Here is a 26,113-nt window from a genome sequence, read left to right as displayed (position 1 = left end):
TAGTCTTAAATACGTGAGGTTTGTCGCCACGGATCAGCCAAGGCCGAAAAAAATCCCCGCACGAGTGATCCTTTGGCATCGGAATGCCGTAAACCCTGCATGTCTCTGGATGCAACACTCACCGATCACGCCCCCGTGGGGCACAGCGCTGCCGACTTGCATGTCGGACAGCGGGCGGGTGAAACTCGCACCCGGACACTGGCGAGAAAAGGAGGCACGGTGACAACGCCTGACGGATTCACCGAGCCCACGCAATGGCTGATCGCGGTGCGGGATCGGCGCGACCGCGCAGCATTTGCGCGGCTTTTTGATCATTTTGGCCCGCGGCTGAAGGCTATGCTGCTGCGCGGCGGGCTGCGCGACGGCAGCGCCGAGGATGTGGTGCAGGATGTGATGCTGGCGGTCTGGCACAAGGCCGCGCAGTTCGATCCGCACCGCGCCGAAGCCTCCGCGTGGATCTACCGGATCGCGCGGAACCGCCAGATCGACCTTGTGCGCCGCCGCCCGGCGGTGGTGCTGGAGGAGCTGGAGGAGCCGCCCGGAAACGAGCCGGACGCGCCGCAGATCCTCGCGCTGGCGCAGGAGGCGCGGCATCTGCGCGCGGCGCTGGACCGGCTTGCCCCCGAACAGGTGCAGGCCATCCAGAAGGCCTACATGGAAGACATGCCGCACAGCGAGATCAGCCGCACCACCGGCCTGCCGCTTGGAACCATCAAGTCCCGTATACGTCTTGGGTTGGAACGCCTGAGGCATGAGTTGAAAGACCTGAAGCCAGAATGAGTGCCATCAGTCATCATATCCCGGATCATCTGATCCGTGCCCATGCGGCGGGACAGCTGCCGCATCACTTTGCGGTGGTCGTCGCAGCGCATCTGTCGATGTGCGATGCCTGCCGCGCTCAGGCCGAGGCCGAAGAGATGGTGGGCGGTGCCCTGCTTGACCGGCTGGCGCCCGCCGCGCTGCAGGACGGCGCGCGCGACCGGCTGCTGGCCGCGCTTGACAGCGCGCCGCCACCCCCGCCCGCACCACGCCGTTCGGGCATCTTTCCCGCGCCGGTGATGCAGGCGCTGGACGGCCAGCCGCCGCGCTGGCGCATGCTGGGCGGCGGCATCCGCCAGCAGGTGCTGTCGGCGGACGAGGACGGTTCGCTGCGGCTGCTGTACATTCCGCCGGGCCGCGCCGTGCCCGAGCACGGCCATAACGGGCTGGAACTGACGCTGGTGCTGCAGGGCGCGTTTTCCGACAGCGAGGGTCGCTTTGGGGTCGGAGACGTGGAACTGGCCGAGGATGACCTTGACCACCAGCCCGTCGCCTGCCCCGGGGCGCCCTGCATCTGTCTGGCCGCCACCGACGCGCCGCTGCGGTTCACCGCCTTCCTGCCGCGTCTGCTGCAGCCTTTGTTCCGCATTTAAGGATACGCCATGACCTCCGCCCCCCATGCCAGCCGCCGGATCTGGATCATCGGCGCCAGCGCGGGCATCGGCGCCGCTCTGGCGCGCGAACTGGCAGGGCAGGGGGCGCAGCTGATCCTGTCCGCGCGCGATGGCGATGCGCTGCAGGCGCTGGCGCAGGAAATCGGCGGCGCCCTGGTGCTGCCGCTGGATCTGCTGCAGCGCGAGACGGTGGAACAGGCCGTGGCGCAGCTGTCCGAAGGGCCAAAGCTCGATGCAGTGATCTGCACTGCAGCGCTTTATGATCCCACGCCGGTCTCCGAGATGGATCTGCAGAAGGCCGAAGCGCTGGTGCGGGTCAATGTGTTTGGCACGCTGCTGGTGGCGCGGCTGGCGCCGAAGCTGCTGCGGCAGGGCGGACAGCTGGCGCTGTTCGGCTCGGTCGCGGGGTATTTCGGGCTGCCCAAGGGACAGGCCTATTCCGCGACCAAGGCCGCGATCATCAACCTTGCCGAGACCCTGCGCATCGAACTTGCGCCCGATGTGGATGTGCGGCTGATCTCTCCGGGCTTCGTGCGGACCCGGCTGACCGATCAGAACGATTTCAACATGCCCGCGATGATGGAACCCGAAGATGCGGCGCGCGCCATTTCCAAGGGGCTGGCGGGCCGCAGTTTCGAGATTCATTTTCCGAAGCGCTTCACCACGCTGCTGAAGCTCTTGCGCCTGCTGCCCTATGGGCTGGCCTTCCGCCTGACCTCGCGCCTGCGCTGATCTGCGCAGGCGACAGGGTGCCGGATCAGGCCAGCTTGCCGGTCAGGATCGCGACGCCCGCCCAAGCGGAAAAGCCGGTCAGGAACGCGCCCCACAGGCCGTCGACCACGATCTGCTCCACCGACCAGTCGGCCAGCGTGGCGTAATTGGTCATCTCGTAGGTGCCGTAGCACATCAGCCCCAGCAGCGCGCCGCCCAGCAGGGCCTGCAGCGGGGCCGCATCGCGCAGCGCATCGACCGAGACGAAATACAAAAGCCCCGCCACATAGGCGAGATAGAAGCCCGCCGCCGGTCCCAGCCGCAGCGGTTCCGCCAGCAGGTGACCCACATGCCGGTCGAAGACCGGGCGCACGATGAACCGGATGCCCAGCATGTCCAGCCCAAGGAAGATGGCGGCGGTCACGCCATAAAGGAGAGGGATCTGCATCGGGGCCTCGCTTTGCTTGGGGTGCTTCTTTGGTCTACGCGCCACCCCGCGCGCTGGATCACCCGAAAGGCGGTGCCGCGCCAAAAAGCCCGCCCGCCACCAGATCCGCCGCCGCCGGGCTGAGCGCCACGGGGGTGTCATGCAGCATGGCAAGCCGGGTCAGTGCCTGCAGATCCACATCGCCGCCATGGGGCAGGGTGGGGTCGGCGAAAAAGATCACCGCGTCCAGTTCGCCCGTGGCGATCAGCGCGCCAAGCTGCTGGTCGCCGCCGCGTGATCCGCGCTGCAGGCGGCGCAGGGTCAGGCCGGGCACCGCCTCGTCGATCATGCGCCCGGTGCCGCCGGTGCAGATCAGCCGGTGCCCGGCCAGCGCGCGGGCATGGCGGGTGACCCAAGCCCGAAGCTGCGCCTTGCGGGTGTCATGCGCGGCCAGCGCGATGCGGCGCGGCGCCGTGGCCACGGCGCGGGCGCGGGTGGTGATGGCAAGGATGGCGCGGACCTGCGCGGCAAAGCCTTCGGCCTCGGCGGGGAAGGCGCCCGCAAGCGCTGCGGTGCCCACGGTAAAGCCTTCGGCCCCGGCGCGCGCCGCCTCCAGCACCCGCGCCTCGCTGTCGATGCTGCCCGCCATGATCACCGGCGCCTCCACCGCCGCACAGACCTGCGCCATCAGCCCCGGCACGTCCCCCGCGAAGCGATAGGCCAGCAGGTCAAGCCCGTGCACATGCTCCAGATCGGTCAGGCGGCGGGCAGACTCCACGATCGCGGCGGCGGGGCCCTCCAGCACGCTGGGATGGCCGGTGATGCGGCCCGGAAACGGATAGTAGCGCAGCGGATGCTGCCGGGTCAGCCGCGTCACCTCTTCGGCGCGGGTGCCGCCCAGCAGGCAGTCCACATCCAGATCCACCGCCGCGCGGGCAGAGGCCAGTTCGCTTTCGGCATCAAGGCTCACCACCTCCAGATAGGACCGGCCTCCCGCTGCGCGGATGTCTTCGGCCAGACCTTTCAGGTCGGCGAAGGGCAGGCCCACATCCTTGAACCCGATATGGCGCACCCCGCCTTCCAATGCCTCGGCCAGACGGGCGCGGGCATCGGGGATGGTGCGGTCGTCTGCGGTCAGCATCAGGATGAAATCGAACGCCATGGCAGCATCTCCGGGCAAGGGCTGGGTCATGTCCCGTTGTCAGGGGCAGGGGGCGGCGCGTCAACAACCCGCTTGACCCGCCCGAGGCCATGACTTAGGAACTGGGCCACCGCGCGGGTATAGCTTAATGGTAAAGCCCCTGCCTTCCAAGCAGGCTATGTCGGTTCGATTCCGTCTACCCGCTCCATCCTCTCCCGCCGCCTCCGGACCGTATGTCGCAGCTTTTTTGCCGCGCCGTGCCCCGGCATGGTTCGGCTTGACGCGCAGAGCCTGCACGGGGATACCCTGCCGTGCAGACAAAGGAGGGGGAATGGCCCACGGAAATCCCGCTGCCATCGTGCAGGACGATCGCGCCAAGTCGCGCAAGCTTGGCTCGCTCGGGGCGCTCTGGCCCTTCATGGCGCCCTATCGCGGGTTGATGGTCGCCTCCATCCTTGCCCTGATCGCCACGGCCACGGTGTCCCTGACCCTGCCGCTGGCGGTGCGCCGCGTGGTCGACAATTTCAACGTCGAAGACGGCGCGCTGCTTGACCGCTATTTCATGGCGGCGCTGGGCATCGCGGCGCTTCTGGCGCTGGGCACGGCGCTGCGCTACGCCTTTGTCACGCGGCTGGGCGAACGGGTGGTGGCCGACATCCGCATGGCGGTGTTCGACCGGGTCATGAGCCTGTCGCCCTCCTTCTACGAAAAGATCATGACCGGCGAGGTGCTGAGCCGGATCACCACCGACACCACGCTGATCCTGTCGGTCATCGGATCGTCGGTGTCGATCGCGCTGCGCAACGTGCTGATCTTTGCGGGCGGGCTGACCCTGATGCTGTTCACCTCGGCCAAGCTCACCGGCATGGTGCTGCTGCTGGTGCCGGTGGTGGTGGTGCCGATCCTGACGCTGGGGCGGCGCCTGCGCAAGCTCAGCCGCGAAAATCAGGACTGGATCGCCGCCTCTTCCGGCAATGCCGCCGAGGCGCTGGCGGCGGTGCAGACCGTGCAGAGCTTCACCCACGAGGTGATCTCGCGCCGGGCCTTTGCGGATGTGACCGAAAAGAGCTTCGATGCGGCGCGGCGGCGGATCTGGACCCGCGCGCTGATGACCGCCATCGTCATCTTTCTGGTGTTCACCGGCATTGTCGGCGTGCTGTGGATGGGCGCGTGGGACGTGCGCGCCGGGGTGATGAGCGCGGGCGCGCTGGTGCAGTTCGTGATCTATTCGGTGATGGTGGCGGGCGCCGTGGCCGCGCTGTCGGAAATCTTTGGCGAATTGCAGCGCGCGGCGGGGGCCACCGAACGGCTGGTGGAACTGCTGCACACCGAGGATACCGTGCAGGATCCCGCGCAGCCCCGGGCGCTGCCCAGCCCGGTGCGCGGCGAGATCACCTTTGACCATGTGGATTTCACCTATCCCGCCCGGCCCGGCGTCAAGGCGCTGGACGGTGTGGCGCTGACCATCCGCCCCGGCGAGACGGTGGCGCTGGTCGGGCCTTCGGGCGCGGGCAAGACCACCATCGTGCAGCTGATCCAGCGGTTCTATGACCCTGATGGCGGGCAGGTGCTGCTGGACGGGGTGCCGGTGTCGGAGATGGCGCGCGATGCCTTCCGCCGCCATATCGCGCTGGTGCCGCAGGATCCGGTGATCTTTGCCGCCTCCGCCCGCGACAACATCCGCTTTGGCCGCCCCGATGCCTCGGATGCGGAAATCGAGGCCGCCGCCCGCGCCGCCGCCGCGCATGATTTCCTGACCGCGCTGCCCGAAGGCTATGACACATGGCTGGGCGAACGCGGCGTGATGCTGTCGGGCGGGCAGAAACAGCGCGTGGCCATCGCCCGCGCCATCCTGCGCGACGCGCCGGTGCTGCTGCTGGACGAGGCGACCTCGGCGCTGGATGCGGAGAGCGAACGCGCGGTGCAAAGGGCGGTGGACGTGCTGGCCGAAGGGCGCACCACGATCATCGTGGCGCACCGGCTGGCCACGGTGAAAAAGGCCGACCGCATCGTGGTGATGGAGCATGGCCGCATCGTGGCCGAAGGCAGCCATGATGCGCTGGTGGCCGAAGGCGGGCTTTACGCCCGGCTGGCGCGGCTGCAGTTCACCGACGGGCTGGCGGCGGAATAGGCCGGGGCGCCCGCGCCCGCAGCAAGGTTTCTGTGCCGCCGCGTCCGAAGATCTTGCACCAAGGCCACAACCTTTCCAGACTGATCCGCGGGGGAGACCCACCCGCGGGTCAAGGAGGAGACAGGCCCATGAGCTACGCATCCGTGGCCGACCGCGATGCCATCGAGGCGGAAATGCCATGGCAGGCGCGCGACGTGCCCGCCACGCTGCTGGGGCGTCTTGCGCGCACGGCGGCGGCCTTTCCCGACCGTCCCGCCGTCAGCTTCCAGCTGCAGTCCGGGCCGCAGGACAAGGCGGAGACACTGACATGGGCAGAGCTGCACGCGCAGGTGACGCAGGCGGCGAACCTGTTCCGCAGTCTGGGCGTGGGGCAGGGCGATGTGGTGGCCATGGTGCTGCCCAACTGCACCGAGGCGCTGCTGACCCTGCTGGGCGGCGCCGTCGCGGGGATTGTCCTGCCGGTCAATCCGCTGCTGGAGCCAGAGCAGATCGCGGCCATCCTGCGCGACTGCCGCGCCAAGGTGGTGGTGACGCTGAAATCCTTTCCGCGCAGCGACGTGGCGCAGAAGGTGGCCGAGGCCTGCCGCCACGCGCCGCAGGTGGGCACCGTGCTGGAGGTGGATCTGGCGCGCTACCTGTCCCCGCCGAAACGCTGGATCGTGCCGTTCCTGCGTCCGAAGCTGCCCGCCACCCATCACGCCGATCTGCGCTGTTTCCGCAGGCTGCTGGCGCGGCAGCCCACGCGGCTCGCCTTCGAGGATGTGCCGCAGGACCGGGTCGCGGCCTATTTCCACACCGGCGGCACCACCGGCATGCCCAAGGTGGCGCAGCATCTGTGTTCCGGGATGCTCTATAACGGCTGGCTGGGGGCGCGGCTGCTCTTCCGGGAAGACGATGTCATCCTGTGCCCGCTGCCGCTGTTCCATGTCTTTGCCGCGCATGTGATCGTGATGTCGGCGCTGTCCTCTGGCGCGCATGTGATCCTGCCCACGCCCGCAGGCTATCGCGGCGAGGGCGTGTTCGACAATTTCTGGAAGCTCTGCGCGCGCTGGAAGGTCACCTTTGTCATCACCGTGCCCACGGCGGTCTCGGCCCTGATGCAGCGCCGGGTGGATGCCGACATCTCCTCGGTGAAATTCGCCTTTTCCGGATCGGCCCCCATGCCGCTGGAACTGTTCCGGCGGTTCGAGGCGGCCTGCGGGCTGACCATCTGCGAAGGCTACGGCCTGACCGAGGCGACCTGTCTTGTGGCGGTCAACCCGCCGGACGGGCCGAAAAAGGTGGGCTCGGTCGGCATTCCCTTTCCCTATACCCATGTCCGGATCGTGGCCCAGACCCCTGACGGCCCGCGCGAATGCCCGCCCGATGAGGTGGGCGAGATCTGCGTGGCCGGTCCCGGCGTCTATGCCGGGTCGACCTATACCGAACTCGACAAGAATCACGACCTGTTCCACGAGGGGCTTTATCTGCGCACCGGCGATCTGGGGCGGCTGGATACCGACGGCTATCTGTGGATCACCGGGCGGGCCAAGGATCTGATCATCCGGGGCGGGCACAACATCGACCCCGCCGAGATCGAACAGGCGCTGCTGGCGCATCCCGCCGTGGCCTTTGCCGGGGCCATCGGCCAGCCCGACGCCCATGCAGGCGAACTGCCCTGCGCCTTTGTCGAACTGGTGGCCGGTGCCTCGGTGACCGAGGCCGAGCTGATGGCCCATGCCCGCGTGCATATCCATGAACGCGCCGCCTATCCCAAACATCTGACCATCCTGCCCGAACTCCCCAAGACCGCCGTGGGCAAGGTGTTCAAGCCGGACTTGCGCAAGCAGGCGATCACCCGCGTCTGCAACGCCGCGCTGGAGTCGGCAGGCCTGCCCGCGCGGGTTGTTTCCGTGAGTGATGACCGCAAGCGCGGGCTGGTGGCGCGGGTTGCGGCCCATGGCGCGGACCGCGACGCGGTGGCGCGCTGTCTGGGGGATTTTGCCCAAGCCTGGGACTGGGCGGAGTGATCCTGCCCGGGCGGTGTCAGCCCTGTCTGGGGGCGCAGAACATCTCGTAAAGCAGGGCGATCACCCGGCCCGTGTCATCGCTGGCCAGACTGTAATGGATGGTCTTGCCGTCGCGGCGGGTCTGCACCAGACCTTCCTCGCGCAGACGGGCCAGCATCTGGCTGACCGCCGCCTGCCGGATCCCCAGCAGGCTTTCCAGCTCGCCCACGGATTTCTCGCCAGAGCCCAGATGACACAGGATCATCAGCCGCCCCTCATGGGCCAGCGTCTTGAGAAAGGCCGCCGCGCTGCGGGCGTTTTCGGCCATGTCTTCAGCGGGGGGCGGAGAGATCGTCGTCTGGTCGGTCACGTCTTGGGCCTCTGTGCGCCATGGGCGGTCTGCAAGCTCAGCACTTTATATAGGCGGTCTGCGGCGGAAGGCGAGCCTGCCCCCGGACCGCGTCGCGGCTCCGGGGCCACCGGCAGGGGCCATGCCCTGATTTCGGGCAGAGGCGCTATCGCAGAGCCGCGCGCCGGGCGCAAGCCTCACGCCGCCAAGGCATCGGCATGGCCAAGCGCCGCCCCGGCGCAGAGCAGGATCTGCGGCAGCGCCAGCCATTCGGCGGGCTGCGCCATGGCGGCATCGGGCGCGTCCAGCAGCGGCAGCAGCGCAGCGGCCTGCGCGGCAAGGGCCTGCAGCGCAGCAGCGCGCACCGGGTCGTCGGGCCGGGCCAGCGGGCAGAGCGCCCCGGCCAGCGTGGCGGCCCAGCCCGCGACGCGGCGCAGCGGGCTCCGGTCGGCGGTCCAGTCGCAGCCCGGATCGCGCAGCCCCAGCGCCGCGGCCAGCGCCGGGCGCAGCGCCGCATCGGGCAGCGACACCCACAGGGCGCCGTCGCGCAGGGCGGGCAGGCCGTCCTTCTGCGCCTGCAGTGCGGCGCGCGCGCCAGCGGGCAGGTCACGGCCCAGAAGCGCGTCCAGCGCCGCCTCCATCTGCGCCAGCACCTGCCGCAGCCGCAGCATCAGCGCGCTGTCCTGCACATGGGCGGGCGCTGCGCCGGTCATCACGTAACGCGCATGGTCGGGGGCCTGCATCAGGTCGCGGAAGGCCTGTGCCAGTGCCGGGGCGGTGGCGCCCTCTGCCGCGACGCGTGCGGCAAGGCCCGACGGGTCGATCTGCAGTTCCAGACTGGCGCGGTGGATGGCGCGGCCCGACAGGTCGGGGATCACGCCTGCCTCGCCCTGCACCCGTGCCAGCGCACCCAGCACGATCATCTGCGCGCGGATGTCGGCGCTGTCGCTGAACAGCCGCGCCATGTCGCCGGGCGCAAAAAGCCGGTGCAGATGGGCGCTGTCAAAGGGGCTGGCGGTCATGGGGCGGTCTTTCCATCGGCGGTCACAAGGCGGTCGATCACGGCGGCAAGCCCGTCGGGATCAGACAGGAAGGGCGAGTGGGAGCAGGTCATCTCCACCACCTCGTCGCGCGGCAGGACCGAGGCCATGGCGCGCTGATAGTCGGGCGGGATCGCCGCATCCTGCGCGCAGACGATATAGCTGCGCGGCACGGTTTCGGCGATGCCGGCAAGGCTTACGCCATCTTCCTGCGGGCGGATCGGCTGCGGGGTCAGGTGCCGCAGGGCCCGGTCCACCAGCGTGGGCGGGCAGTCGTGATAGAATTTCTCGCGCGCGAGCGCCGGATCGAAGCGGAAGGTCACGCCACCGGGGTCGCGCAGGATCGCGGGCAGCAGCGGCTGGCTGGGGCCAGCGCGGCGCAGGCTGGCCACGCTGTCGCCATCTTCGGGCAGATAGGCGCAGAGATAGATCAGCCGCTGCACCAGGTCAGGCGCCAGTTCGGCCACCTGCGTGGCAGGCACGCCCCCCATGGAATGCGCGACGATCACGGCAGGCTCGTCCAGCGCGGCCTGAATGGCCTGCACATAGCTCTGCAGCGTCACCTCGGCGGCGGGGGTGGTGTCCTGCCCGTGCGAGGGCAGATCGATGGCCCAGGCCTGATGGCCCCGCTCTGCCAGTGCCGGGATCACGTCGCGCCAGCACCACGCCCCGTGGGCTGCGCCATGGATCAGCAGGATGCGCGCCATCACAGATGCCCCTGCGCGTGCAGGAACGCGGTGACATGGTCGGCATAGGCCTGCGGCTGGTCCACGCAGGGCAGGTGCCCCGCGCCCCGGATCAGCGCGAAGCGGGACCCGGGGATCAGATCCACGGTTTCGCGCACCAGATCGGGCGGGGTGGATCCATCCTCGCTGCCCGCAAGGCCCAGCACCGGCAGACGCAGCCCGGCGGTGGGGGTGTAAAAATCCGTGCCCGCGATCGCCGCGCAGCAGGCGGCATAGCCCTCGGGCGGGGTGCGCAGCAGCATGTTGCGCCAGCGCTGCAGGTCGGGCGTGGCGAGGAAGGCGCGGGGGAACCAGCGCTCCAGCACCGCATCGGCCAGCGCCGCCATGCCCTGCGCCTCGATCTGCGCGATGCGGTCTTCCCAGATCTGCCGGGTGGCGATGCGGGCGGCGGTGTTCGACAGGATCGCGGCGCGCACCAGATCGTGCCGCTTTACCGCCAGCCCCTGCGTGACCTGTCCGCCCAGCGACACGCCCAGCACCATCGCGTCTCGCATCCCGCAGAAGTCCATCAGCCGTTCGGCATCGCGCACCAGCGCGCCCATGGCATAGGGGCCCGGCGGAATGTCGGAAAGGCCGTGCCCGCGCAGGTCATAGCGCAGCACGCGCAGCCCCTGCGGCAGCAGCGGGATCAGCGCGTCCCACAGGCGCAGGTCGGTCCCCAGCGCGTGGATCAGCACCAAGGGCGCGCCATCCTCCGGCCCGTCAAGACGGTAGTGCAGGCGGATGTCGCCCAGATCGGCCATGTGCATGCGGCAGGCTCCCTGACTGTCGCGGCCATGGTAACGGCGCTGCAGGGCAGAGAAAAGGGCGGGATCGGGTCGGGCGATGACGCTCTGTCAAACCGTCGCCGCCGAAGGCATCCTCGGAAGCCGTGCGCCCCGGATGTCGGCTCAGCGGGCCAGGACGGCGTTGCGCCCGTTCAGGCCCGTGCGCGCGAGGCGTCGATTTCCGCGGCAAGCTGCTGGCATTTGGCGCGGGCCCAGTCATGCGCATCGCGCCCGAACAGGAGCCGTCGCGCGGGTTCGGCAGACGACGCTTCGGCGACGATCAGGGCGGAAAGCGCTTCGGGATCGTTCTGCTGCGCGCCGTTCGCCTGTGTGATGAAGGCCCGGAACCCGGCCACCGCCTCGGCATAATCGGCAATCTCGACATTTCCCTGCCGCGCGCGCGACGGATCAAGGAAATTCGTGCGCATCATCCCGGGGTTCACAACAAGAGAGCGGATGCCCAGCGGAGCGATCTCTTCGGCGAGCCCCTCCATCCAGCCTTCAAGCGCGAATTTGGACGAGGAATATACCGATCCACCGGGGTTCGAAACGAGACCGTTCACCGACGAGATGGTGACCACAAGCCCCGAGCGCTGGCGGCGCATCGTCGGCAGCACCGCACGCGCCACGGTCATCGCCCCGAAAAGGTTGACCTCGAACTGCTGGCGCATGTCGTCATCGGGGATCGTCTCGAACCATCCAAGCTGCGCGCGACCGGCATTGTTGACCAGAACATCGATCCGGCCAAACGTCTTGATGGCGGCGTCATGCGCAGCCAAAGCCGCCCCGGCATCGGTCACGTCAAGCGGCAGCACGAGCAGGCGGCCCTCTGGCGCGGAGAGGCGTTCGGCAAGCCCCTCGACACCTCGACTGGTGGCCACGACCTTGGCGCCAGCCCGCAAGGCATCGCGGGCGATCAGATGCCCCAACCCACCGCCAGCCCCGGTGATGAACCATACTTTGTCTGTCATTCTCAGATCCTCTTGTCTGGTGGGCCCTTGATTAGCATGTTTGTGAAGTGTGCGATTAGTGCCCGCAAAATTGTCGGACCAAGTAGTAGGGTTACTGAATGGAACCCCGTAAGTTTTCGGATCTCGTCATCTTCAACCGGGTTGCCGAACTGGGCAGCTTCACTGCGGCGGCGCGCAGCCTTGGGGTGACCCAGTCCGCCGTCAGCCAGACCGTGAAGCGCCTTGAGGGCGAGCTGGGTCTCAGGCTGCTGTCACGTTCGACGCGCAGCCTTGCCCCGACCGCAGCGGGGGAGCGGCTGCTGGACACGCTCGCCCCGGTGATTGCAGAGCTGGATGCGGAGATGGAGGAGCTTGGGCGGCTGCGCGAGCAGCCGGGCGGGCGCCTGCGGGTGACCTGCGGAAAACATGCCGCGGATACGCTCGTCTGGCCGGCCTTTGCGCGGCTGATCGCGGCCCATCCCGAGATTGACGGCGAACTGAGCGTGGAGAACCGGCATGTCGACATCGTGGCCGAGCGGTTCGACATCGGGATACGGCTGCGCGAGGATCTGGAGATGGACATGGTCGCGGTGCCCGTGGGCCCACCTCTGAGGGCTGTCGTGGTGGGCGCGGCGCGGTATCTCGACACCTGCGATCCGCCGCGCAGGCCGCGCGAGCTGTCGGCGCATCGCTGCATCGGGTTCAGAAACGCCGGTGGCACCCTGTCGCCGTGGTCGTTCGAAAAGGACGGGCGGGCGGAGACGGTGAAGGTGGCGCCGTCCGTCATCGTCAATGACGGTGACACGCTCGTCGGGGCGGCCTGTGCGGGGCTGGGGTTGGCCTACATGCTTGAAGACCTCGCCGCGCCCGCGCTGAAGGACGGCGGTCTTGTCGAAGTCCTTGCCGACTGGTGCCCCCGGTTTCCGGGCTATCACGCGTTCTATTCAAGCCGCCGCCAGCCCACCCGCGCCTTTAGCCTGTTTCTGGAAAGCCTTCGGCAGGGGGCGGATAGAGAGAGCTGACGGGCAGGCTGCCCTGTCCGCCGCTGAGCGGTCGACACAAAAAGGGCGGGCCGAGGCCCGCCCTTGCGCGTCATGTCGTCCTGAGGGGCTCAGGCGATTTCGACCAGTTCGATGGCGAAGGTCAGATCCTTGCCGGCCAGCGGGTGGTTGGCGTCGAGCGTCACTTCACTGTCGCTCACCTCGGCCACGGTCACCTGCACCACCTGCCCGGTGGGGGTCTGCACCTGCAGCGGCGTGCCCAGCTCCAGCGGGATGTGGTCGGGAATTTCGGTGCGCGGCACTGTCTGGCGGGCTTCGGGCTGCACGGCGCCATAGGCATCCTCGGCGGGCACCTCGACGGTCTTCTTCTCGCCCACGGCCATGCCGGGGATGGCCTTTTCAAGGCCGGGGATGATCTGGCCCGATCCCACGGTAAATTCCAGCGGGTCGCGGCCCGAGCTGGAATCGAAGGGGGTGCCATCGTTCAGCGTGCCGGTGTAATGAATGCGGACGGTATCGCCGGTCTTGACCTGCGTCATGAGAAACTCCGTATCTTTGGGGGAAATTGGTGAATGATCGAGGCCGCCTGTCACGACGGGTACTCGTTTGCTCCGCCCCAACTTAAGCAAGCCTGCCCCTGAATGCAAACCGGGGGCGGAATTTGGCCTTTCCCGGCGGGGCCGCGCATGTCACGTTCGGGGCATGGGAGGCCGGTCATGACCCTGACAACCTGCGTCTTTGATGCTTATGGCACGCTCTTCGACGTGTCCGCCGCCGCGCGCCGCGCCGCCGCCGAGCCGGGGATGGAGCCGCTGGGTCCGCTCTGGCGCGATCTGGCCACCGACTGGCGCCGCAAGCAGCTGGAATACACATGGCTGCGCGCCATCACCGGGCATCACGTCGATTTCTGGCAGGTGACCCTAGATGGGCTGGATTGGGCCATGGCCCGGCAGGGCCTGTCCGATGCCGCGATGCGCGCCCGGCTGATGGCGCTTTACCGCGCGCTGGACGCCTATCCCGAGGTGCCCGCGCTGCTGGCAGATCTCAAGGCGCGGGGGCTGCGCTGCGCGATCCTGTCCAATGGCAGCCCCGACATGCTGCAGGCGGCGGTGGATCACGCGGGCATCGGCGGCGCGCTCGACGCGGTGCTGTCGGTGGAGGAGGCGGGCATCTACAAGCCCGCCCGCGCGGTCTATGACCTTGTGGGGGCGCGGTTCGGAACCGACCCCGCAGAGGTGCTGTTTGTCTCCTCCAACGGGTGGGACGCGGCGGGGGCTGCGGCCTATGGCTTTGCCACGGTCTGGGTCAACCGCGCGGGCGAGCCCGAGGACCGGCTGATGGCGCGTCCGGCCCATGTGCTGCCTGACCTGTCCTCCCTGCCGGAGCTGCTGTGATGCCAGAATTTGTCACCTCTGACGGACTGACGCTGTTCTACACCGACGAAGGCGCGGGCCTGCCGCTGCTGTGTCTTGCCGGGCTGACCCGCGACGGGCGGGATTTCGACTATCTGGCGCCGCATCTGGATGCCGCGAAGGTGCGGCTGATCCGGCTGGATTATCGCGGGCGCGGGCGGTCGGACTGGGGCGATCCCGCCAGCTACACCATCCCCACCGAGGCGCGCGACGCGCTGGAGCTGCTGGACCATCTGGGGCTGGCGCAGGCGGCGGTGCTGGGCACCTCGCGCGGGGGGCTGATCGCCATGGTGCTGGCGGCCAGCGCCAAGGCGCGTCTGCTGGGCGTGGCGCTGAACGACATCGGCCCCGAGATCGCGCCCGAGGGGCTGGAGGTCATCAAGGGCTATCTGGGCCGCAACCCGGTCTGGCGCAGCCATGACGAGGCAGCGGCGGCGCGCGGCGCGGTGATGCGCGGCTTTGCCGATGTGCCCGCCTCCCGCTGGCGCGCCGAGGTGGAGAAATTCTACCGCGAGACGCCGGAGGGGCTGGTCATCACCTATGATCCGGCGCTGCGCGAGGCGGTGCTCGGCAGCGGCGCGCAGCCCGCCGCCGATCTGTGGCCGCTTTTCGACGCGCTGAAGGGCCTGCCGCTGTGCGCGCTGCGCGGCGCGGGATCCGACCTGCTGTCGCCCGAGACCTTTGCGCAGATGACCGCGCGCCGCCCGGACATGATCGCGGCAGAGATTCCCGGGCGCGGTCATGTGCCATTTCTGGACGAGCCCGCCGCGCTGGATGCGCTGGCGCGCTGGCTGCGGATGCTGGGCTGAGGCGCGATCAGCCCAGCAGGAAGACCCGGCTGGGATGCAGCTCGCCACCCTTGTAGACGCCCACGGCCACGGCGCGGCCCTCGAACGAGGCCCAGGCCTCGTCGCCATATTCGGCCTCGGAGGGGATCACCATGCCGGGATTGCCGTTGCGCAGCCGTGCCGCGCCTTCGGCGGTGCAGCGCAGTTCCGGCAGATCGGCCAGCCCGGTTTCCAAGGGCAGCAGATGCGCGTCAAGCTCGGGCGATTTCGCCAGCGCGTCGATCTGGTCGATGCTGAGCCCGTCCGAGGCCTCGAACGGGCCGGACCAGATGCGGCGCAGCTTGAGCACATGGCCATGGCAGCCCAGCACCTCGCCCAGATCGCGCGCGATGGAGCGCACATAGCCGCCCTTGCCGCAGACCATGTCCAGTTCGACATGATCGGCATCGGGGCGGTCGACCAGCAGCAGTTCCTCCACCCAGAGCGGGCGGGCCACCAGATCCATCGTCTCGCCGTCGCGGGCGCGTTTATAGGCGCGTTCGCCATCGACCCGCACGGCGGAGAACTGCGGCGGCACCTGCTGGATCTCGCCGACAAAGCCGTGCAGCGCCTCCTTGATCTGCGCGTCGGTGGGGCGCAGATCGCTGGTGTCGAGGATTTCGCCCTCGGCATCGTCGGTATTGGTGCGCTGCCCGAGCCGCACGGTGAAGCGATAGGCCTTCAGGGCATCGGTGATCCATGGCACGGTCTTGGTCGCCTCGCCAAGCGCCACGGCGAGCACGCCGGTCGCCTCGGGGTCGAGCGTGCCGGCATGGCCCGCCTTTTTTGCGTCCAGCGCCCAGCGGACCTTGTTCACCACCGAGGTGGAGGTCATGCCTGCGGGCTTGTCCACGACCAGCCAGCCGGAAATGTCGCGGCCCTTCTTGCGTCCCATAGTCTGCTCCGGTTGTGACGAAGCGCGCCCGTTAGCAGGCCGGGGCGCGTCCTGTCAATTGTGCTGCGTGGCGGGAGCGGCAGGGGGCGCTGCCCCCTCTTGGGGCTTTGCCCCAATTCACCCCCGGAGTTCAGGGGCAAGATGAAGCCGCATCAGCCGTCGCGGTCGAGCTTGGTGCTGAGATGGATCAGGCTTTCCGAACTGCGCACGCCGCGCGCCTCGGCGATGCGGTCGAGCGTGGCATCGAGTTCGGCGGTGCTGGTGGCGCTGAGCGTCAGCAGCAGATCCACCCGGCCCGACACGGTATGGACCTGATCCACCACCGGCATCTGGCGCAGCCGCGCCAGCAGGTCGGCCTGCGTGCGGGGTTCGAGCGTGACCAGCACCGTGGCGCGGATCGGCGCGCGGCCCGCCGCGCCGCGCCGCAGGGTGAAGCCCGCGATGACGCCGCGCGCCACCAGCCGGTCGATGCGGGCCTGCACCGTGGTGCGGGCAAGGCCGAGCCTGCGCGCCAGATCGGCCACGGGGCGGCGCGCATCGGCGGCCAGCAGCGCCAGCAGCGCGCGGTCGGTTTCGTCGATCTGCGGTGCGGTGTCGTCATTCTGTCCAGACATGCCGGTCAGTCTGGCAGATCTGCTGCCTGAAATCGAGCGGGATCGCTGGCAGGCTGGCTCTGACCGACATGGAGGCCCCTGATGAACCACGACCGCACCCTGACCACATCCGCCGACAGCTGGCTGAGGGCCAATCTGCCCGACGCGCCGGTGTTCCTGTTCTGCCCGGACCGGCTGGCGGAGACGGCGGCGGCGTTTCTGGCGGGGTTTCCCGGAGAAGTCAGCTATGCGGTGAAGGCCAATCCCGATCCGGCGCTGCTGGAGGGGCTGGTGGCGGCGGGGATCACGGTGTTTGACGTGGCCTCCCCCGCCGAGATGGCGCTGGTGCGCGGGATCTGCCCCGAGGCGGTGCTGCATTACCACAACCCGGTGCGGTCGCGCGACGAGGTGGCCGAGGGGCTGCGCTTTGGCTGCGTGTCATGGTCGGTGGACCGCGCGGGGGAGCTGGCCAAGCTGGCGGCGCTGCCGCGCGGCACCGAAGTGGCGGTGCGGCTGAAGCTGCCGGTGGCGGGCGCCGTCTATGATTTTGGCGCCAAGTTCGGCGCGGGCCCCGAGGAGGCGGGGCTGCTGCTGCGCGAGGTGGCGGCGATGGGGCTGGTGCCGTCGGTCACCTTTCATCCGGGCACGCAATGCCCCGATCCCGCCGCGTGGGAGAGTTATATCGCGGCGGCGGCGCGGGTGGCGGCATCGGCAGGCGTGCGGCTGCACCGGCTCAATGTCGGCGGCGGCTTTCCTGCCCGGCGCGGCGGCGAGGCGCCGGATCTGCGCGCGATCTTTGCCGCCATCGAACGGGCGCGGGATGTGCATTTTGGCGCAGACGGCCCCGATCTGGTCTGCGAGCCGGGCCGCGCGCTTTGTGCCGAGGCGCTGATGCTGGCGCTGCGGGTCAAGGCGGTGGCGCCGGAGGCGGTGTTCCTGAATGACGGCATCTATGGCGGGCTGGCGGAATGGCGCGACATGGGGCCGCTTGACCGGCTGCGGATCTTCGCGCCCGACGGCACGCCGCGGTCGGGGGCGGGCCTGCCGCGGGTGGTGTTCGGGCCGACCTGCGACAGTCTGGACCGGCTGCCCGAGCCGGTGGCGCTGCCCGAGGATCTGGCGGAGGGAGACTTCCTGCTGATCGAGGGCATGGGCGCCTATTCGCGGGCGCTGGTCACCGGCTTCAATGGTTATGGTGCGCGCAGCATGGTGCGGATGCCCGCAGGCTGAGCCGGGTCGGCGGCGGGGGCGCTGGACTCTGCCGGTCATCTGCCTACAGTCGCGGCCAAAGGCAGACCGCGAGGAGACCCATGGAAAAATTCGGCAAGGCGCAGGCGATGCGGCGCAGCGAAGATGTGCGCTTTCTCACCGGGCACGGGCGTTATGTGGATGACATCGCGCCCGAGGGCGCGCTGCACGGGATCATGTTCCGCTCTCCGGTGGCGCATGCGGTGATTGACGCGCTGGATGTGGAGGCGGCGCGTCAGGCGCCCGGCGTGCATCTGGTGGTGACGGTGGAGGATCTGCTGGCGGCGGAGGTCGACATCACCATGACCGGCGTGGTCATGGAGAACCGCGACGGCAGCAAGGGGGCGGCGCCGACCCGGCCCTGGCTTGCGCACAAGCGGGTGCGCCATGTGGGCGAACCGGTGGCGCTGATCGTGGCCGACAGCCTGCAGGCGGCGCAGGATGCCGCCGAACTGATCGAGTTCGACTATACCGAACTGCCCGCGCATCTGGACATCTGCGCCGGGGGCGAGGCCCTGCATCCCGAGGCGCCGGACAACCGCGCCTTTGACTTCGGCATGGGGCGCGAGGCGGAAACCGCTGCCGCCATCGACAGCGCGGCCAAGGTCGTGCGGCTGGAAGTGGGCGACAACCGCGTCATCGTCAACGCGATGGAGCCGCGCGGCGCCTATGCGGAATGGGATGGCAGCCGTCTGCATGTGGCGTTCAACGGGCAGGGGGTCTGGGGGCTGAAGGGCGACATGGCGCGCGTCTTTGGTCTGGACGAGGCCAATGTGCGCGTGACCAATCCCGATGTGGGGGGCGGCTTCGGCATGAAGGCCGCGCCTTACCCGGAATATTTCGCCATCGCCTTTGCCGCGATGAAGCTGGGCCAGCCGGTGCGCTGGATGTCCGACCGGACCGAGGCGATGCTGTCGGACCATGCCGGGCGCGATCTGGTGACCATGGCGGAACTGGCCTTTGATGCCGAGAACCGCATCACCGCCTACCGCGTGCACACGCTGTGCAACCTTGGCGCCTATAACTCGAATTTCGGGCAGGCGATCCAGTCGATCCTCTTTGCCAAGGTGCTGACCGGCACCTATGACATCCAGAACGCATGGATGCGCTGCGAAGGGTTCTACACCAACACCACGCAGGTGGATGCCTATCGCGGCGCGGGCCGCCCCGAGGCCATCTATGTGCTGGAGCGGATGATGGACCGCGCCGCGCGCGAGCTGGGGGTGGATCCGCAGGAGCTGCGCCGGATCAACTTCATCAAGGAGTTTCCCTACAAGACCGTCACCGGCGAGAATTACGACGTGGGCGATTTCTCCCGCGTGCTGGGCCATGCCGAAGCGGATGCCGACATCGCGGGCTTTGCCGCGCGCCGTGCCGCATCGGAAGCGCAGGGCAAGCTGCGCGGGCTGGGCCTGTGCTATTACATCGAAAGCATCCTTGGCGATCCGTCGGAGGATGTGCGGGTGGAATTCACCCCCGAGGGCGGCGCGCTGATCTATGTGGGCACGCAGTCCAACGGGCAGGGCCACGAGACGGTCTATGCCAAGTTCCTGTCCGACCAGACCGGCATCCCGTTCGAGGCCATCGAGGTGGTGCAGGGCGACAGCGACCTGATCGCACGGGGCGGGGGCACCGGCGGCTCGCGCTCGGTGACCACGCAGGCCACGGTGACGCTGACCGCCGTGCGCGACATGGTGGCGGGCTTCACCGAATTCCTTGCGGGCGAGATGGGCGTGGATCCGGACGAGGTGCGTTTTGATGACGAACGCTTCCGCGCCGAGGGGTCGAACCTGACCCCCACCATGCTGGAAGTGGCGGCGCTGGCGCGCGAGAAGGGCCGCGAGGATCTGCTGACATGGTCGGCCCGCACCGCCATCGACGCGCGCTCCTATCCCAATGGCGCGCATTTCTGCGAGGTGGAAGTTGATCCCGACACCGGCGTGACGCAGGTGGTCAAATACACGGTGGTCGACGATTTCGGCAATCTCATCAACCCGATGCTGGCCGAGGGGCAGGTGCATGGCGGCGTGGTGCAGGGTCTGGGTCAGGCGCTGACCGAGCGGGTGGTCTATGACGAGGACGGCCAGCTTCTGACCGCCACCTTCATGGATTACGCCATGCCGCGCGCCAAGGATTCGCCGTGGATCGCCTTTGACGTGGAACCGGTGCCCTCTACCGGCAACCCGATGGGCATGAAGGGCTGCGGCGAGGCGGGCACGGTGGGATCCATGGCTGCCGTGGCCAATGCGGTGCAGGACGCGCTCTGGGATCGGGGCATCCGTCAGGCCGATATGCCCTTCACCCCGCACCGGGTCTGGGAGATGCTGCAGGGCAGCCGGATGGCGGCGGAATAGGGCGCCTGCCAAATCCGGGAGGGAAGATCAAGAAAATTCTTCACGTCTTCTTGAGGGGGCTTCCGGATGTGGCATTTTCGCCTATCTTTGGATCAGGAGCGCGGATCCGGAACCCCCGCGCACCCTTCACTGTCCCTCGTTCCACGACTTGCGCCCGGGTTCATCCCGGGCGCTTTTTCTTGTGCGGGGCCGCGCCGTTCTGGCCGGTGGTTTGCCGGTGCCGCCGGTGCGGGTTATGGCCGAGGCCTGCTTGATGCCGCTGCCGTGGGGAGCCGCCGGGGCAGGGGGGAAGCAATTCTGCCCACGACACGGGTTTTCTTTTGCCGCAGCCGTGGCACACTGGGCGCATGACCGATGATGCCCTTCTGACGGAGATCCTGAAACGCAGCCGCGTCGTGGCGGTGGTGGGGGCCTCGCTGAATCCGGTGCGGCCCAGCCACTATGTGGCGCGGTTTCTTGTGCAGCAGGGCTATCGGGTGATCCCGGTCAATCCCGGCCATGCGGGCATGATGCTTTTTGGCGAAGAGGTGCGGGCGCGGCTGGCTGACGTCGATGCGCCGGTGGATATGGTGGACATCTTCCGCCGCTCCGACGCGGTGCCGGAAATCGTCGAGGACGCGCTGGAGCATCTGCCGCATCTGCGCACCATCTGGATGCAGCTTGGCGTCGTGCATGACGGTGCTGCCGCGCTGGCCCGCGCGCGGGGCGTCGATGTGGTGATGAACCGCTGTCCCAAGATCGAATTCCCGCGGCTTCTGGGCGACGCCGGCCTTTGAGGGTCGGGCGGGGCGCTGCCCCGCACCCCGGGATATTTCCGGTCAGAAGAAACCAGCGGGGCGGTCCCGGCGCAGGCGAAATCTTCTTGCGCTGCGACGCGGCATCGCATTCTCTTGCCGGTGCGGGGTCCGTGGGGGGCCCCTGTCAGAAGGAGGACCAGATGCCCGAGTTCCAGAAGATCCTGATCGCCAACCGTGGCGAGATCGCCATCCGCATCATGCGGGCCGCCAACGAGATGGGCAAGCGGACCGTGGCCGTCTACGCGGAAGAGGACAAGCTGGGGCTGCATCGGTTCAAGGCGGACGAGGCCTATCGCATCGGCGAGGGGCTGGGGCCGGTCGCCGCCTATCTGTCGATCCCCGAGATCATCCGCGTGGCCAAGCTGTCGGGGGCGGATGCGATCCATCCGGGCTATGGCCTGCTGTCCGAGAACCCCGATTTTGTCGATGCCTGCGACGCGGCGGGGATCACGTTTATCGGGCCGCGCGCGGAAACGATGCGGGCGCTGGGCGACAAGGCCTCGGCGCGGCGGGTGGCGGTCGAGGCGGGCGTGCCGGTGATCCCCGCCACCGAGGTGCTGGGCGATGACTGGGAGGCCATCGCGGCCGAGGCGGAAAAGATCGGTTATCCGCTGATGCTGAAGGCCAGCTGGGGCGGCGGCGGGCGCGGCATGCGCCCGGTCAACGGCCCGAAGGAACTGAAGGAAAAGGTGCTGGAGGGACGGCGCGAGGCCGAGGCCGCCTTTGGCAATGGCGAGGGTTATCTGGAAAAGATGATCATCCGCGCCCGCCATGTCGAGGTGCAGATCCTTGGCGACAAGATGGGCAACATCTATCACCTCTATGAACGCGACTGTTCGGTGCAGCGCCGCAACCAGAAGGTCGTCGAGCGCGCGCCCGCCCCCTATCTGAGCGAGGCGCAGCGCGAGGAGATCTGCGAGCTGGGCCGCAAGATCTGCGCGCATGTGAATTACGAATGCGCGGGCACCGTCGAATTCCTGATGGATATGGAGACGGGCAAGTTCTACTTCATCGAGGTGAACCCGCGGGTGCAGGTCGAGCATACCGTGACCGAGGAGGTCACCGGCATCGACATCGTGCAGGCGCAGATCATGATCGCCGAGGGCAAGTCTCTGGCGGAAGCCACCGGCAAGGCCAGCCAGTATGACATCCGCCTGACCGGCCACGCGCTGCAGACCCGGATCACCACCGAGGATCCGACCAACAATTTCATCCCCGATTATGGCCGCATCACCGCCTATCGCTCGGCCACCGGCATGGGCATCCGGCTGGATGGCGGCACGGCCTATGCGGGCGGGGTCATCACCCGCTATTACGATTCGCTGCTGGTGAAGGTGACCGCCAAGGCGCCGACTCCAGAGGCCGCGATCCGCCGCATGGACCGGGCGCTGCGCGAATTCCGGATCCGGGGCGTCAGTACCAATATCGAATTCGTCATCAACCTGCTGAAACACCCGGTGTTTCTGACCAACCAGTATACGACGAAATTCATCGACACGACGCCGGAGCTGTTCGATTTCAAGAAGCGCCGCGACCGGGGCACCAAGGTGCTGACCTATATCGCCGACATCACCGTAAACGGCCATCCCGAGGTGGCGGGGCGCGCGCGCCCGGCGGCGGATCTGAAGCCCGCCCGCCCGCCCGAATCGCGCACCGAGACGCTGCTGCCCGGCACGCGCACCCTGCTGGAGCGCGAGGGGCCGCAGGCGGTGGCGGACTGGATGCTGGCGCAGCAGAAGCTGCTCATCACCGACACCACGATGCGCGACGGCCACCAGTCGCTGCTGGCGACGCGGATGCGGTCCATCGACATGATCAAGGTGGCGCCCGCCTATGCCGCCAATCTGCCGCAGCTTTTCAGCGTGGAATGCTGGGGCGGCGCCACCTTCGACGTGGCTTACCGGTTCCTGCAGGAATGCCCGTGGCAGCGGCTGCGCGACATCCGCGCCAAGATGCCCAACATCCTGACCCAGATGCTGCTGCGCGCCTCCAACGGCGTGGGCTATACCAACTATCCCGACAATGTGGTGCAGAGCTTTGTCGCGCAGGCGGCGGAGTCGGGCGTGGACGTGTTCCGGGTGTTCGACAGCCTCAACTGGGTCGAGAACATGCGCGTCGCCATGGATGCGGTGCTGGAGACCGGCAAGATCTGCGAAGGCACGGTCTGCTATACCGGCGACATCCTTGATCCGGCGCGGGCCAAGTATGATCTGAAATACTATGTCGCCATGGGCAAGGATCTGCGCGACGCGGGCGCGCATGTGCTGGGGTTGAAGGATATGGCGGGGCTGCTGAAACCCTCTGCCGCAGGTGCGCTGATCCGCGCGCTGAAGGAAGAGGTGGGGCTGCCCATCCATTTCCACACCCATGACACCAGCGGTGCCGCCATCGCCACCATCATGGAGGCCTCCAGGGCCGGGGTGGACGCTGTGGATGCGGCCATGGACGCGCTGTCGGGCAATACCTCGCAGCCGACGCTGGGTTCCATCGTCGAGGCGCTGCGCCATACCGACCGCGACACCGGGCTGGAGATGGACGTGATCCGCGAGATCTCCAACTACTGGGAAGCGGTGCGCGGGCAGTATGCGGCCTTTGAATCGGGGATGCAGGCGCCCGCCTCCGAGGTCTATCTGCACGAGATGCCCGGCGGGCAGTTCACCAACCTCAAGGCGCAGGCGCGGTCGCTGGGGCTGGAGGAGCGCTGGCACGAGGTGGCCAAGACCTATGCCGACGTGAACATGATGTTCGGCGACATCGTGAAGGTCACGCCCTCCTCCAAGGTGGTGGGAGACATGGCGCTGATGATGGTGAGCCAGGGGCTGAGCCGGGCGCAGGTCGAGGATCCGAAGACCGAGGTCAGCTTTCCCGATTCGGTCATCGACATGATGCGCGGCAATCTGGGCCAGCCGCCGGGCGGCTTTCCCGAAGGCATCCTGAAAAAGGTGCTGAAGGGCGAGGCGCCGAACACCGAACGTCCCGGCAAGCACCTGCCGCCCGTGGATCTGGAGGCGACCCGCGCCGAGCTTCAGGCGAAGTTCGAGGAGGTGACCATCGATGGCGAGGATCTTAACGGCTATCTGATGTATCCCAAGGTCTTCACCGATTACATGACGCGGCATCTGGAATACGGGCCGGTGCGGGTGCTGCCGACGCGGACCTATTTCTACGGGATGGAGCCGGGTGAAGAGATCTCGGCGGAGATCGATCCGGGCAAGACCATGGAAATGCGCCTGATCGCCGTGGGCGAGACGCAGGACGATGGCGAGGTGCGGGTGTTTTTTGAGCTCAACGGCCAGCCCCGCACCGTGCGCGTGCCGGACCGCAAGGCCAAGGCCTCCAGTGCGGCGCGGCCCAAGGCGCAGATGGGCAACCCCGCGCATGTGGGCGCGCCGATGCCGGGCGTGGTGGCCTCTGTCGTGGTGACGGCGGGGCAGGCGGTGAAGCTGGGCGACCTGCTGGTGACGATCGAGGCGATGAAGATGGAAACCGGCCTGCATGCCGAACGCGACGCGGTGGTGAAGGCGGTGCATGTCACCCCCGGCAGCCAGATCGACGCCAAGGATCTGCTGATCGAATTCGACGAGGCCTGACCGGCCCGCTCTGCGGCGGATCCGCCCCAGCCCCGCGGCCAGCACGCTCTGGCCGCGGGGTTTCTGTTTGGGACTCTGGGGCAGGGGACAAGCGGGGCTTCAGACCCCGTTTCCCCTGCGGCCAGGCGGGTCTTTTCGGCAGGGCGCGGCGCGGGCGGGAAAAAATGCCAGGGCGGGATGATTTTCCTCTTGCAGAGACATGCCGCAGACTCTAAATCGCCCTCACCCATCAGGACTGCGGGCGTAGCTCAGGGGTAGAGCATAACCTTGCCAAGGTTAGGGTCGGGCGTTCGAATCGCCTCGCCCGCTCCAGATGGACCAAATGGCGGATCACTCCGCCGCAGATGAATGGCAGCGCGGGCGTAGCTCAGGGGTAGAGCATAACCTTGCCAAGGTTAGGGTCGGGCGTTCGAATCGCCTCGCCCGCTCCAGATGGACCAAATGGCGGATCACTCCGCCGCAGATGAATGGCAGCGCGGGCGTAGCTCAGGGGTAGAGCATAACCTTGCCAAGGTTAGGGTCGGGCGTTCGAATCGCCTCGCCCGCTCCATTCATCAATCCACCGATCTGCGTGATGCGGGGCCGCCTTCGGGTTGGCCCTGTTTGCGTTTTCGGCCCCGGCGGGGCGCGCGGGCTGGGCCGCGCCGCCCGCCCGGGCGGGCCGGGCTCAGAACGCCTTGAAGGTCAGCGTGGTCAGCGACCGTTCGATCCCCGGCACGTCCAGCAGGTTTTCATTGATGAAATGCCCGACATCGGCGCCTTCGGGGATGTAGAGCTTCAGCAGCAGATCCCATTCGCCGGAGGTGGAATAGAGCTCGGAATGGATTTCCTTGAGCGCGATGCCGTCAGCAACCTGATAGGTGGTGCCGGGCTTGCAGCGGATCTGGACAAAGACGCAGGTGGTCATGGCTTCCTCGTTTTGGAGCAGGCTGGCACAGCCCCCCGCCGCCCGCAAGCCCGCGCGGGGTCCAAGGGCTTGGCCTGCGCGCCGGTCCTGCCTATAAGGGCCGCCGGACCAACCCGGAGAGCCCCATGCGCAAGGCCCAGATCCACCGCAGCACCGCCGAGACCAAGATCGAGGTCAGTCTCGATCTGGATGGCAGCGGCGTTTACGACATGCAGACCGGGGTCGGATTCTTCGACCACATGCTCGACCAGCTGGCGCGGCATTCGCTGATCGACATGGTGGTGCGGGCCGCGGGCGATCTGCATATCGACGACCACCACACGGTGGAAGATACCGGCATCGCGCTGGGGCAGGCGCTGGCACAGGCGCTTGGCGACAAGCGCGGCATCCGGCGCTACGGCTCCTGCCTGCTGCCGATGGATGACGCGCTGGTGCGGGCGGCCCTTGATCTGTCGGGCCGCGCCTATCTGGTCTGGAACGTGGATCTGCCCACCGAAAAGATCGGCACCTTCGATACCGAACTGGTGCGCGAGTTCTTTCAGGCCTTTGCGGCGCAGGGCGGCATCACCCTGCATGTGGAGGCGCTGTCGGGGGTCAATTCGCATCATATCGTCGAGGCGGTGTTCAAGGCGGTGGCCCGCGCCCTGCGCGAGGCGGTGGAACCCGATCCCCGCAAAGGCGACGCCATCCCCTCGACCAAGGGCGCGCTGTGACAGCTGCCGGGCGCTGCCCCTCGCGCCTCTGGCGCGGCAGTCTGAAAAGGCGAGGGGCGCTGCCCCTCGCGCCGCAGGCGCGGCAGGGTAAAG

At 68.1% G+C, this 26,113-nt stretch carries 24 protein-coding genes and 4 tRNA genes; 17 read left to right on the top strand and 11 right to left on the bottom strand.

The window, feature by feature from the left end; translation table 11 throughout:
- Nucleotides 1-219: 219 nt before the first annotated feature.
- The 3 genes from VK682_RS18530 to VK682_RS18520 are packed head-to-tail and all read left to right on the top strand — an operon-like array spanning nucleotide 220 to nucleotide 2,165.
- The gene (locus VK682_RS18530; protein ID WP_230797266.1) at nucleotides 220-780 is read left to right on the top strand and encodes a sigma-70 family RNA polymerase sigma factor; all 561 of its coding nucleotides are present in this window, start codon (nucleotides 220-222) and stop codon (nucleotides 778-780) included.
- Nucleotides 777-1,412 carry a ChrR family anti-sigma-E factor gene (locus tag VK682_RS18525; protein ID WP_089848942.1) on the top strand — a complete coding sequence of 212 codons (636 nt, stop codon included), beginning with the start codon at nucleotides 777-779 and terminating at the stop codon, nucleotides 1,410-1,412. Before VK682_RS18530 ends, VK682_RS18525 begins: the two co-directional genes overlap by 4 nt.
- Nucleotides 1,413-1,421: 9 nt before the next feature.
- Nucleotides 1,422-2,165 (top strand): SDR family NAD(P)-dependent oxidoreductase, encoded by a 744-nt coding sequence (locus VK682_RS18520; RefSeq protein WP_230797265.1) that lies wholly within the window; start codon nucleotides 1,422-1,424, stop codon nucleotides 2,163-2,165.
- Nucleotides 2,166-2,190: 25 nt separating this feature from the next.
- Here VK682_RS18520 and VK682_RS18515 read toward each other — a convergent pair whose 3' ends face one another.
- Complete coding sequence (locus tag VK682_RS18515) at nucleotides 2,191-2,592, bottom strand: DUF2177 family protein (RefSeq protein WP_089848946.1); 402 nt, start codon at nucleotides 2,590-2,592, stop codon at nucleotides 2,191-2,193.
- Nucleotides 2,593-2,650: 58 nt separating this feature from the next.
- Nucleotides 2,651-3,733, bottom strand: coding sequence for a methylglyoxal synthase (locus VK682_RS18510; RefSeq protein WP_230797263.1), 1,083 nt, complete (start codon nucleotides 3,731-3,733; stop codon nucleotides 2,651-2,653).
- A gap of 113 nt (nucleotides 3,734-3,846) precedes the next feature.
- Here VK682_RS18510 and VK682_RS18505 point away from each other — a divergent pair.
- The 3 genes from VK682_RS18505 (at nucleotide 3,847) to VK682_RS18495 (ending at nucleotide 7,852) form a co-directional block, all read left to right on the top strand.
- Nucleotides 3,847-3,920, top strand: a tRNA-Gly gene (locus VK682_RS18505).
- A gap of 123 nt (nucleotides 3,921-4,043) precedes the next feature.
- Nucleotides 4,044-5,843, top strand: a complete 1,800-nt coding sequence (locus VK682_RS18500; protein WP_230797262.1) for an ABC transporter transmembrane domain-containing protein — start codon at nucleotides 4,044-4,046, stop codon at nucleotides 5,841-5,843.
- 128 nt (nucleotides 5,844-5,971) lie between these two features.
- A complete protein-coding gene (locus VK682_RS18495) occupies nucleotides 5,972-7,852 on the top strand; it encodes an acyl-CoA synthetase (protein WP_324782319.1) in 1,881 nt (626 codons plus the stop codon).
- A 16-nt stretch (nucleotides 7,853-7,868) separates the two neighbouring features.
- On the opposite strand, the gene VK682_RS18490 is transcribed toward VK682_RS18495, so the two are convergent.
- The 5 genes from VK682_RS18490 to VK682_RS18470 all read right to left on the bottom strand — a co-directional run bounded on the left by VK682_RS18490 (nucleotide 7,869) and on the right by VK682_RS18470 (nucleotide 11,704).
- Nucleotides 7,869-8,159: an ArsR/SmtB family transcription factor gene (locus VK682_RS18490; protein WP_230797316.1), complete on the bottom strand. Its 291-nt coding sequence runs from the start codon at nucleotides 8,157-8,159 to the stop codon at nucleotides 7,869-7,871.
- Between the two features lie 218 nt (nucleotides 8,160-8,377).
- Entirely contained in the window at nucleotides 8,378-9,202 is an 825-nt protein-coding gene (locus VK682_RS18485; protein WP_230797259.1) for a lyase family protein, read from the bottom strand.
- Complete coding sequence (locus VK682_RS18480; protein ID WP_230797258.1) at nucleotides 9,199-9,927, bottom strand: alpha/beta fold hydrolase; 729 nt, start codon at nucleotides 9,925-9,927, stop codon at nucleotides 9,199-9,201. The genes VK682_RS18485 and VK682_RS18480 overlap by 4 nt, the downstream gene beginning before the upstream one ends.
- On the bottom strand, nucleotides 9,927-10,715 hold the full coding sequence (pcaD, locus tag VK682_RS18475) for a 3-oxoadipate enol-lactonase (RefSeq protein WP_230797257.1): 789 nt from the start codon (nucleotides 10,713-10,715) through the stop codon (nucleotides 9,927-9,929). The genes VK682_RS18480 and pcaD overlap by 1 nt, the downstream gene beginning before the upstream one ends.
- Nucleotides 10,716-10,885: 170 nt before the next feature.
- A complete protein-coding gene (locus tag VK682_RS18470) occupies nucleotides 10,886-11,704 on the bottom strand; it encodes an SDR family NAD(P)-dependent oxidoreductase (RefSeq protein WP_230797255.1) in 819 nt (272 codons plus the stop codon).
- A gap of 98 nt (nucleotides 11,705-11,802) precedes the next feature.
- On the opposite strand from VK682_RS18470, the gene VK682_RS18465 reads away from it, so the two are divergent.
- Complete coding sequence (locus VK682_RS18465) at nucleotides 11,803-12,705, top strand: LysR family transcriptional regulator (protein WP_324782318.1); 903 nt, start codon at nucleotides 11,803-11,805, stop codon at nucleotides 12,703-12,705.
- 89 nt (nucleotides 12,706-12,794) lie between these two features.
- On the opposite strand, the gene VK682_RS18460 is transcribed toward VK682_RS18465, so the two are convergent.
- Nucleotides 12,795-13,223, bottom strand: coding sequence for an FKBP-type peptidyl-prolyl cis-trans isomerase (locus tag VK682_RS18460; protein ID WP_089848967.1), 429 nt, complete (start codon nucleotides 13,221-13,223; stop codon nucleotides 12,795-12,797).
- A 177-nt stretch (nucleotides 13,224-13,400) separates the two neighbouring features.
- On the opposite strand from VK682_RS18460, the gene VK682_RS18455 reads away from it, so the two are divergent.
- A complete protein-coding gene (locus VK682_RS18455; protein WP_230797249.1) occupies nucleotides 13,401-14,078 on the top strand; it encodes a haloacid dehalogenase type II in 678 nt (225 codons plus the stop codon).
- Nucleotides 14,078-14,905, top strand: coding sequence for an alpha/beta fold hydrolase (locus VK682_RS18450; protein ID WP_230797247.1), 828 nt, complete (start codon nucleotides 14,078-14,080; stop codon nucleotides 14,903-14,905). The genes VK682_RS18455 and VK682_RS18450 overlap by 1 nt, the downstream gene beginning before the upstream one ends.
- 7 nt (nucleotides 14,906-14,912) lie before the next feature.
- Here the strand turns inward: VK682_RS18450 and truB are convergent, their stop codons facing one another.
- Nucleotides 14,913-15,818 (bottom strand): tRNA pseudouridine(55) synthase TruB, encoded by a 906-nt coding sequence (gene truB, locus VK682_RS18445; protein WP_230797246.1) that lies wholly within the window; start codon nucleotides 15,816-15,818, stop codon nucleotides 14,913-14,915.
- Between the two features lie 152 nt (nucleotides 15,819-15,970).
- Entirely contained in the window at nucleotides 15,971-16,432 is a 462-nt protein-coding gene (locus tag VK682_RS18440; protein WP_230797245.1) for an Lrp/AsnC family transcriptional regulator, read from the bottom strand.
- An 81-nt stretch (nucleotides 16,433-16,513) separates the two neighbouring features.
- On the opposite strand from VK682_RS18440, the gene VK682_RS18435 reads away from it, so the two are divergent.
- From VK682_RS18435 to VK682_RS18405, 7 genes are all read left to right on the top strand, one after another.
- Nucleotides 16,514-17,641, top strand: a complete 1,128-nt coding sequence (locus VK682_RS18435) for a type III PLP-dependent enzyme (protein ID WP_230797244.1) — start codon at nucleotides 16,514-16,516, stop codon at nucleotides 17,639-17,641.
- A gap of 80 nt (nucleotides 17,642-17,721) precedes the next feature.
- Nucleotides 17,722-20,013, top strand: a complete 2,292-nt coding sequence (locus VK682_RS18430) for a xanthine dehydrogenase family protein molybdopterin-binding subunit (RefSeq protein WP_230797243.1) — start codon at nucleotides 17,722-17,724, stop codon at nucleotides 20,011-20,013.
- 347 nt (nucleotides 20,014-20,360) lie between these two features.
- Complete coding sequence (locus tag VK682_RS18425) at nucleotides 20,361-20,789, top strand: CoA-binding protein (protein ID WP_230797242.1); 429 nt, start codon at nucleotides 20,361-20,363, stop codon at nucleotides 20,787-20,789.
- Between the two features lie 161 nt (nucleotides 20,790-20,950).
- A complete protein-coding gene (locus VK682_RS18420; RefSeq protein WP_230797241.1) occupies nucleotides 20,951-24,400 on the top strand; it encodes a pyruvate carboxylase in 3,450 nt (1,149 codons plus the stop codon).
- 237 nt (nucleotides 24,401-24,637) lie between these two features.
- A tRNA-Gly gene (locus tag VK682_RS18415) sits at nucleotides 24,638-24,712 on the top strand.
- 44 nt (nucleotides 24,713-24,756) lie between these two features.
- Nucleotides 24,757-24,831: transfer RNA gene (locus VK682_RS18410), tRNA-Gly, on the top strand.
- A 44-nt stretch (nucleotides 24,832-24,875) separates the two neighbouring features.
- A tRNA-Gly gene (locus VK682_RS18405) sits at nucleotides 24,876-24,950 on the top strand.
- A gap of 117 nt (nucleotides 24,951-25,067) precedes the next feature.
- Here VK682_RS18405 and VK682_RS18400 read toward each other — a convergent pair.
- A complete protein-coding gene (locus tag VK682_RS18400; RefSeq protein WP_089848983.1) occupies nucleotides 25,068-25,307 on the bottom strand; it encodes an Lrp/AsnC ligand binding domain-containing protein in 240 nt (79 codons plus the stop codon).
- Between the two features lie 125 nt (nucleotides 25,308-25,432).
- On the opposite strand from VK682_RS18400, the gene hisB reads away from it, so the two are divergent.
- On the top strand, nucleotides 25,433-26,020 hold the full coding sequence (gene hisB, locus VK682_RS18395) for an imidazoleglycerol-phosphate dehydratase HisB (RefSeq protein ID WP_089848985.1): 588 nt from the start codon (nucleotides 25,433-25,435) through the stop codon (nucleotides 26,018-26,020).
- The last annotated feature ends 93 nt before the right edge of the window (nucleotides 26,021-26,113 follow it).

The organism is Salipiger marinus (assembly GCF_035481585.1).
Taxonomy (GTDB): Bacteria; Pseudomonadota; Alphaproteobacteria; order Rhodobacterales; family Rhodobacteraceae; genus Salipiger; species Salipiger marinus.
This window is presented reverse-complemented; position numbering and strand designations above follow the sequence as displayed.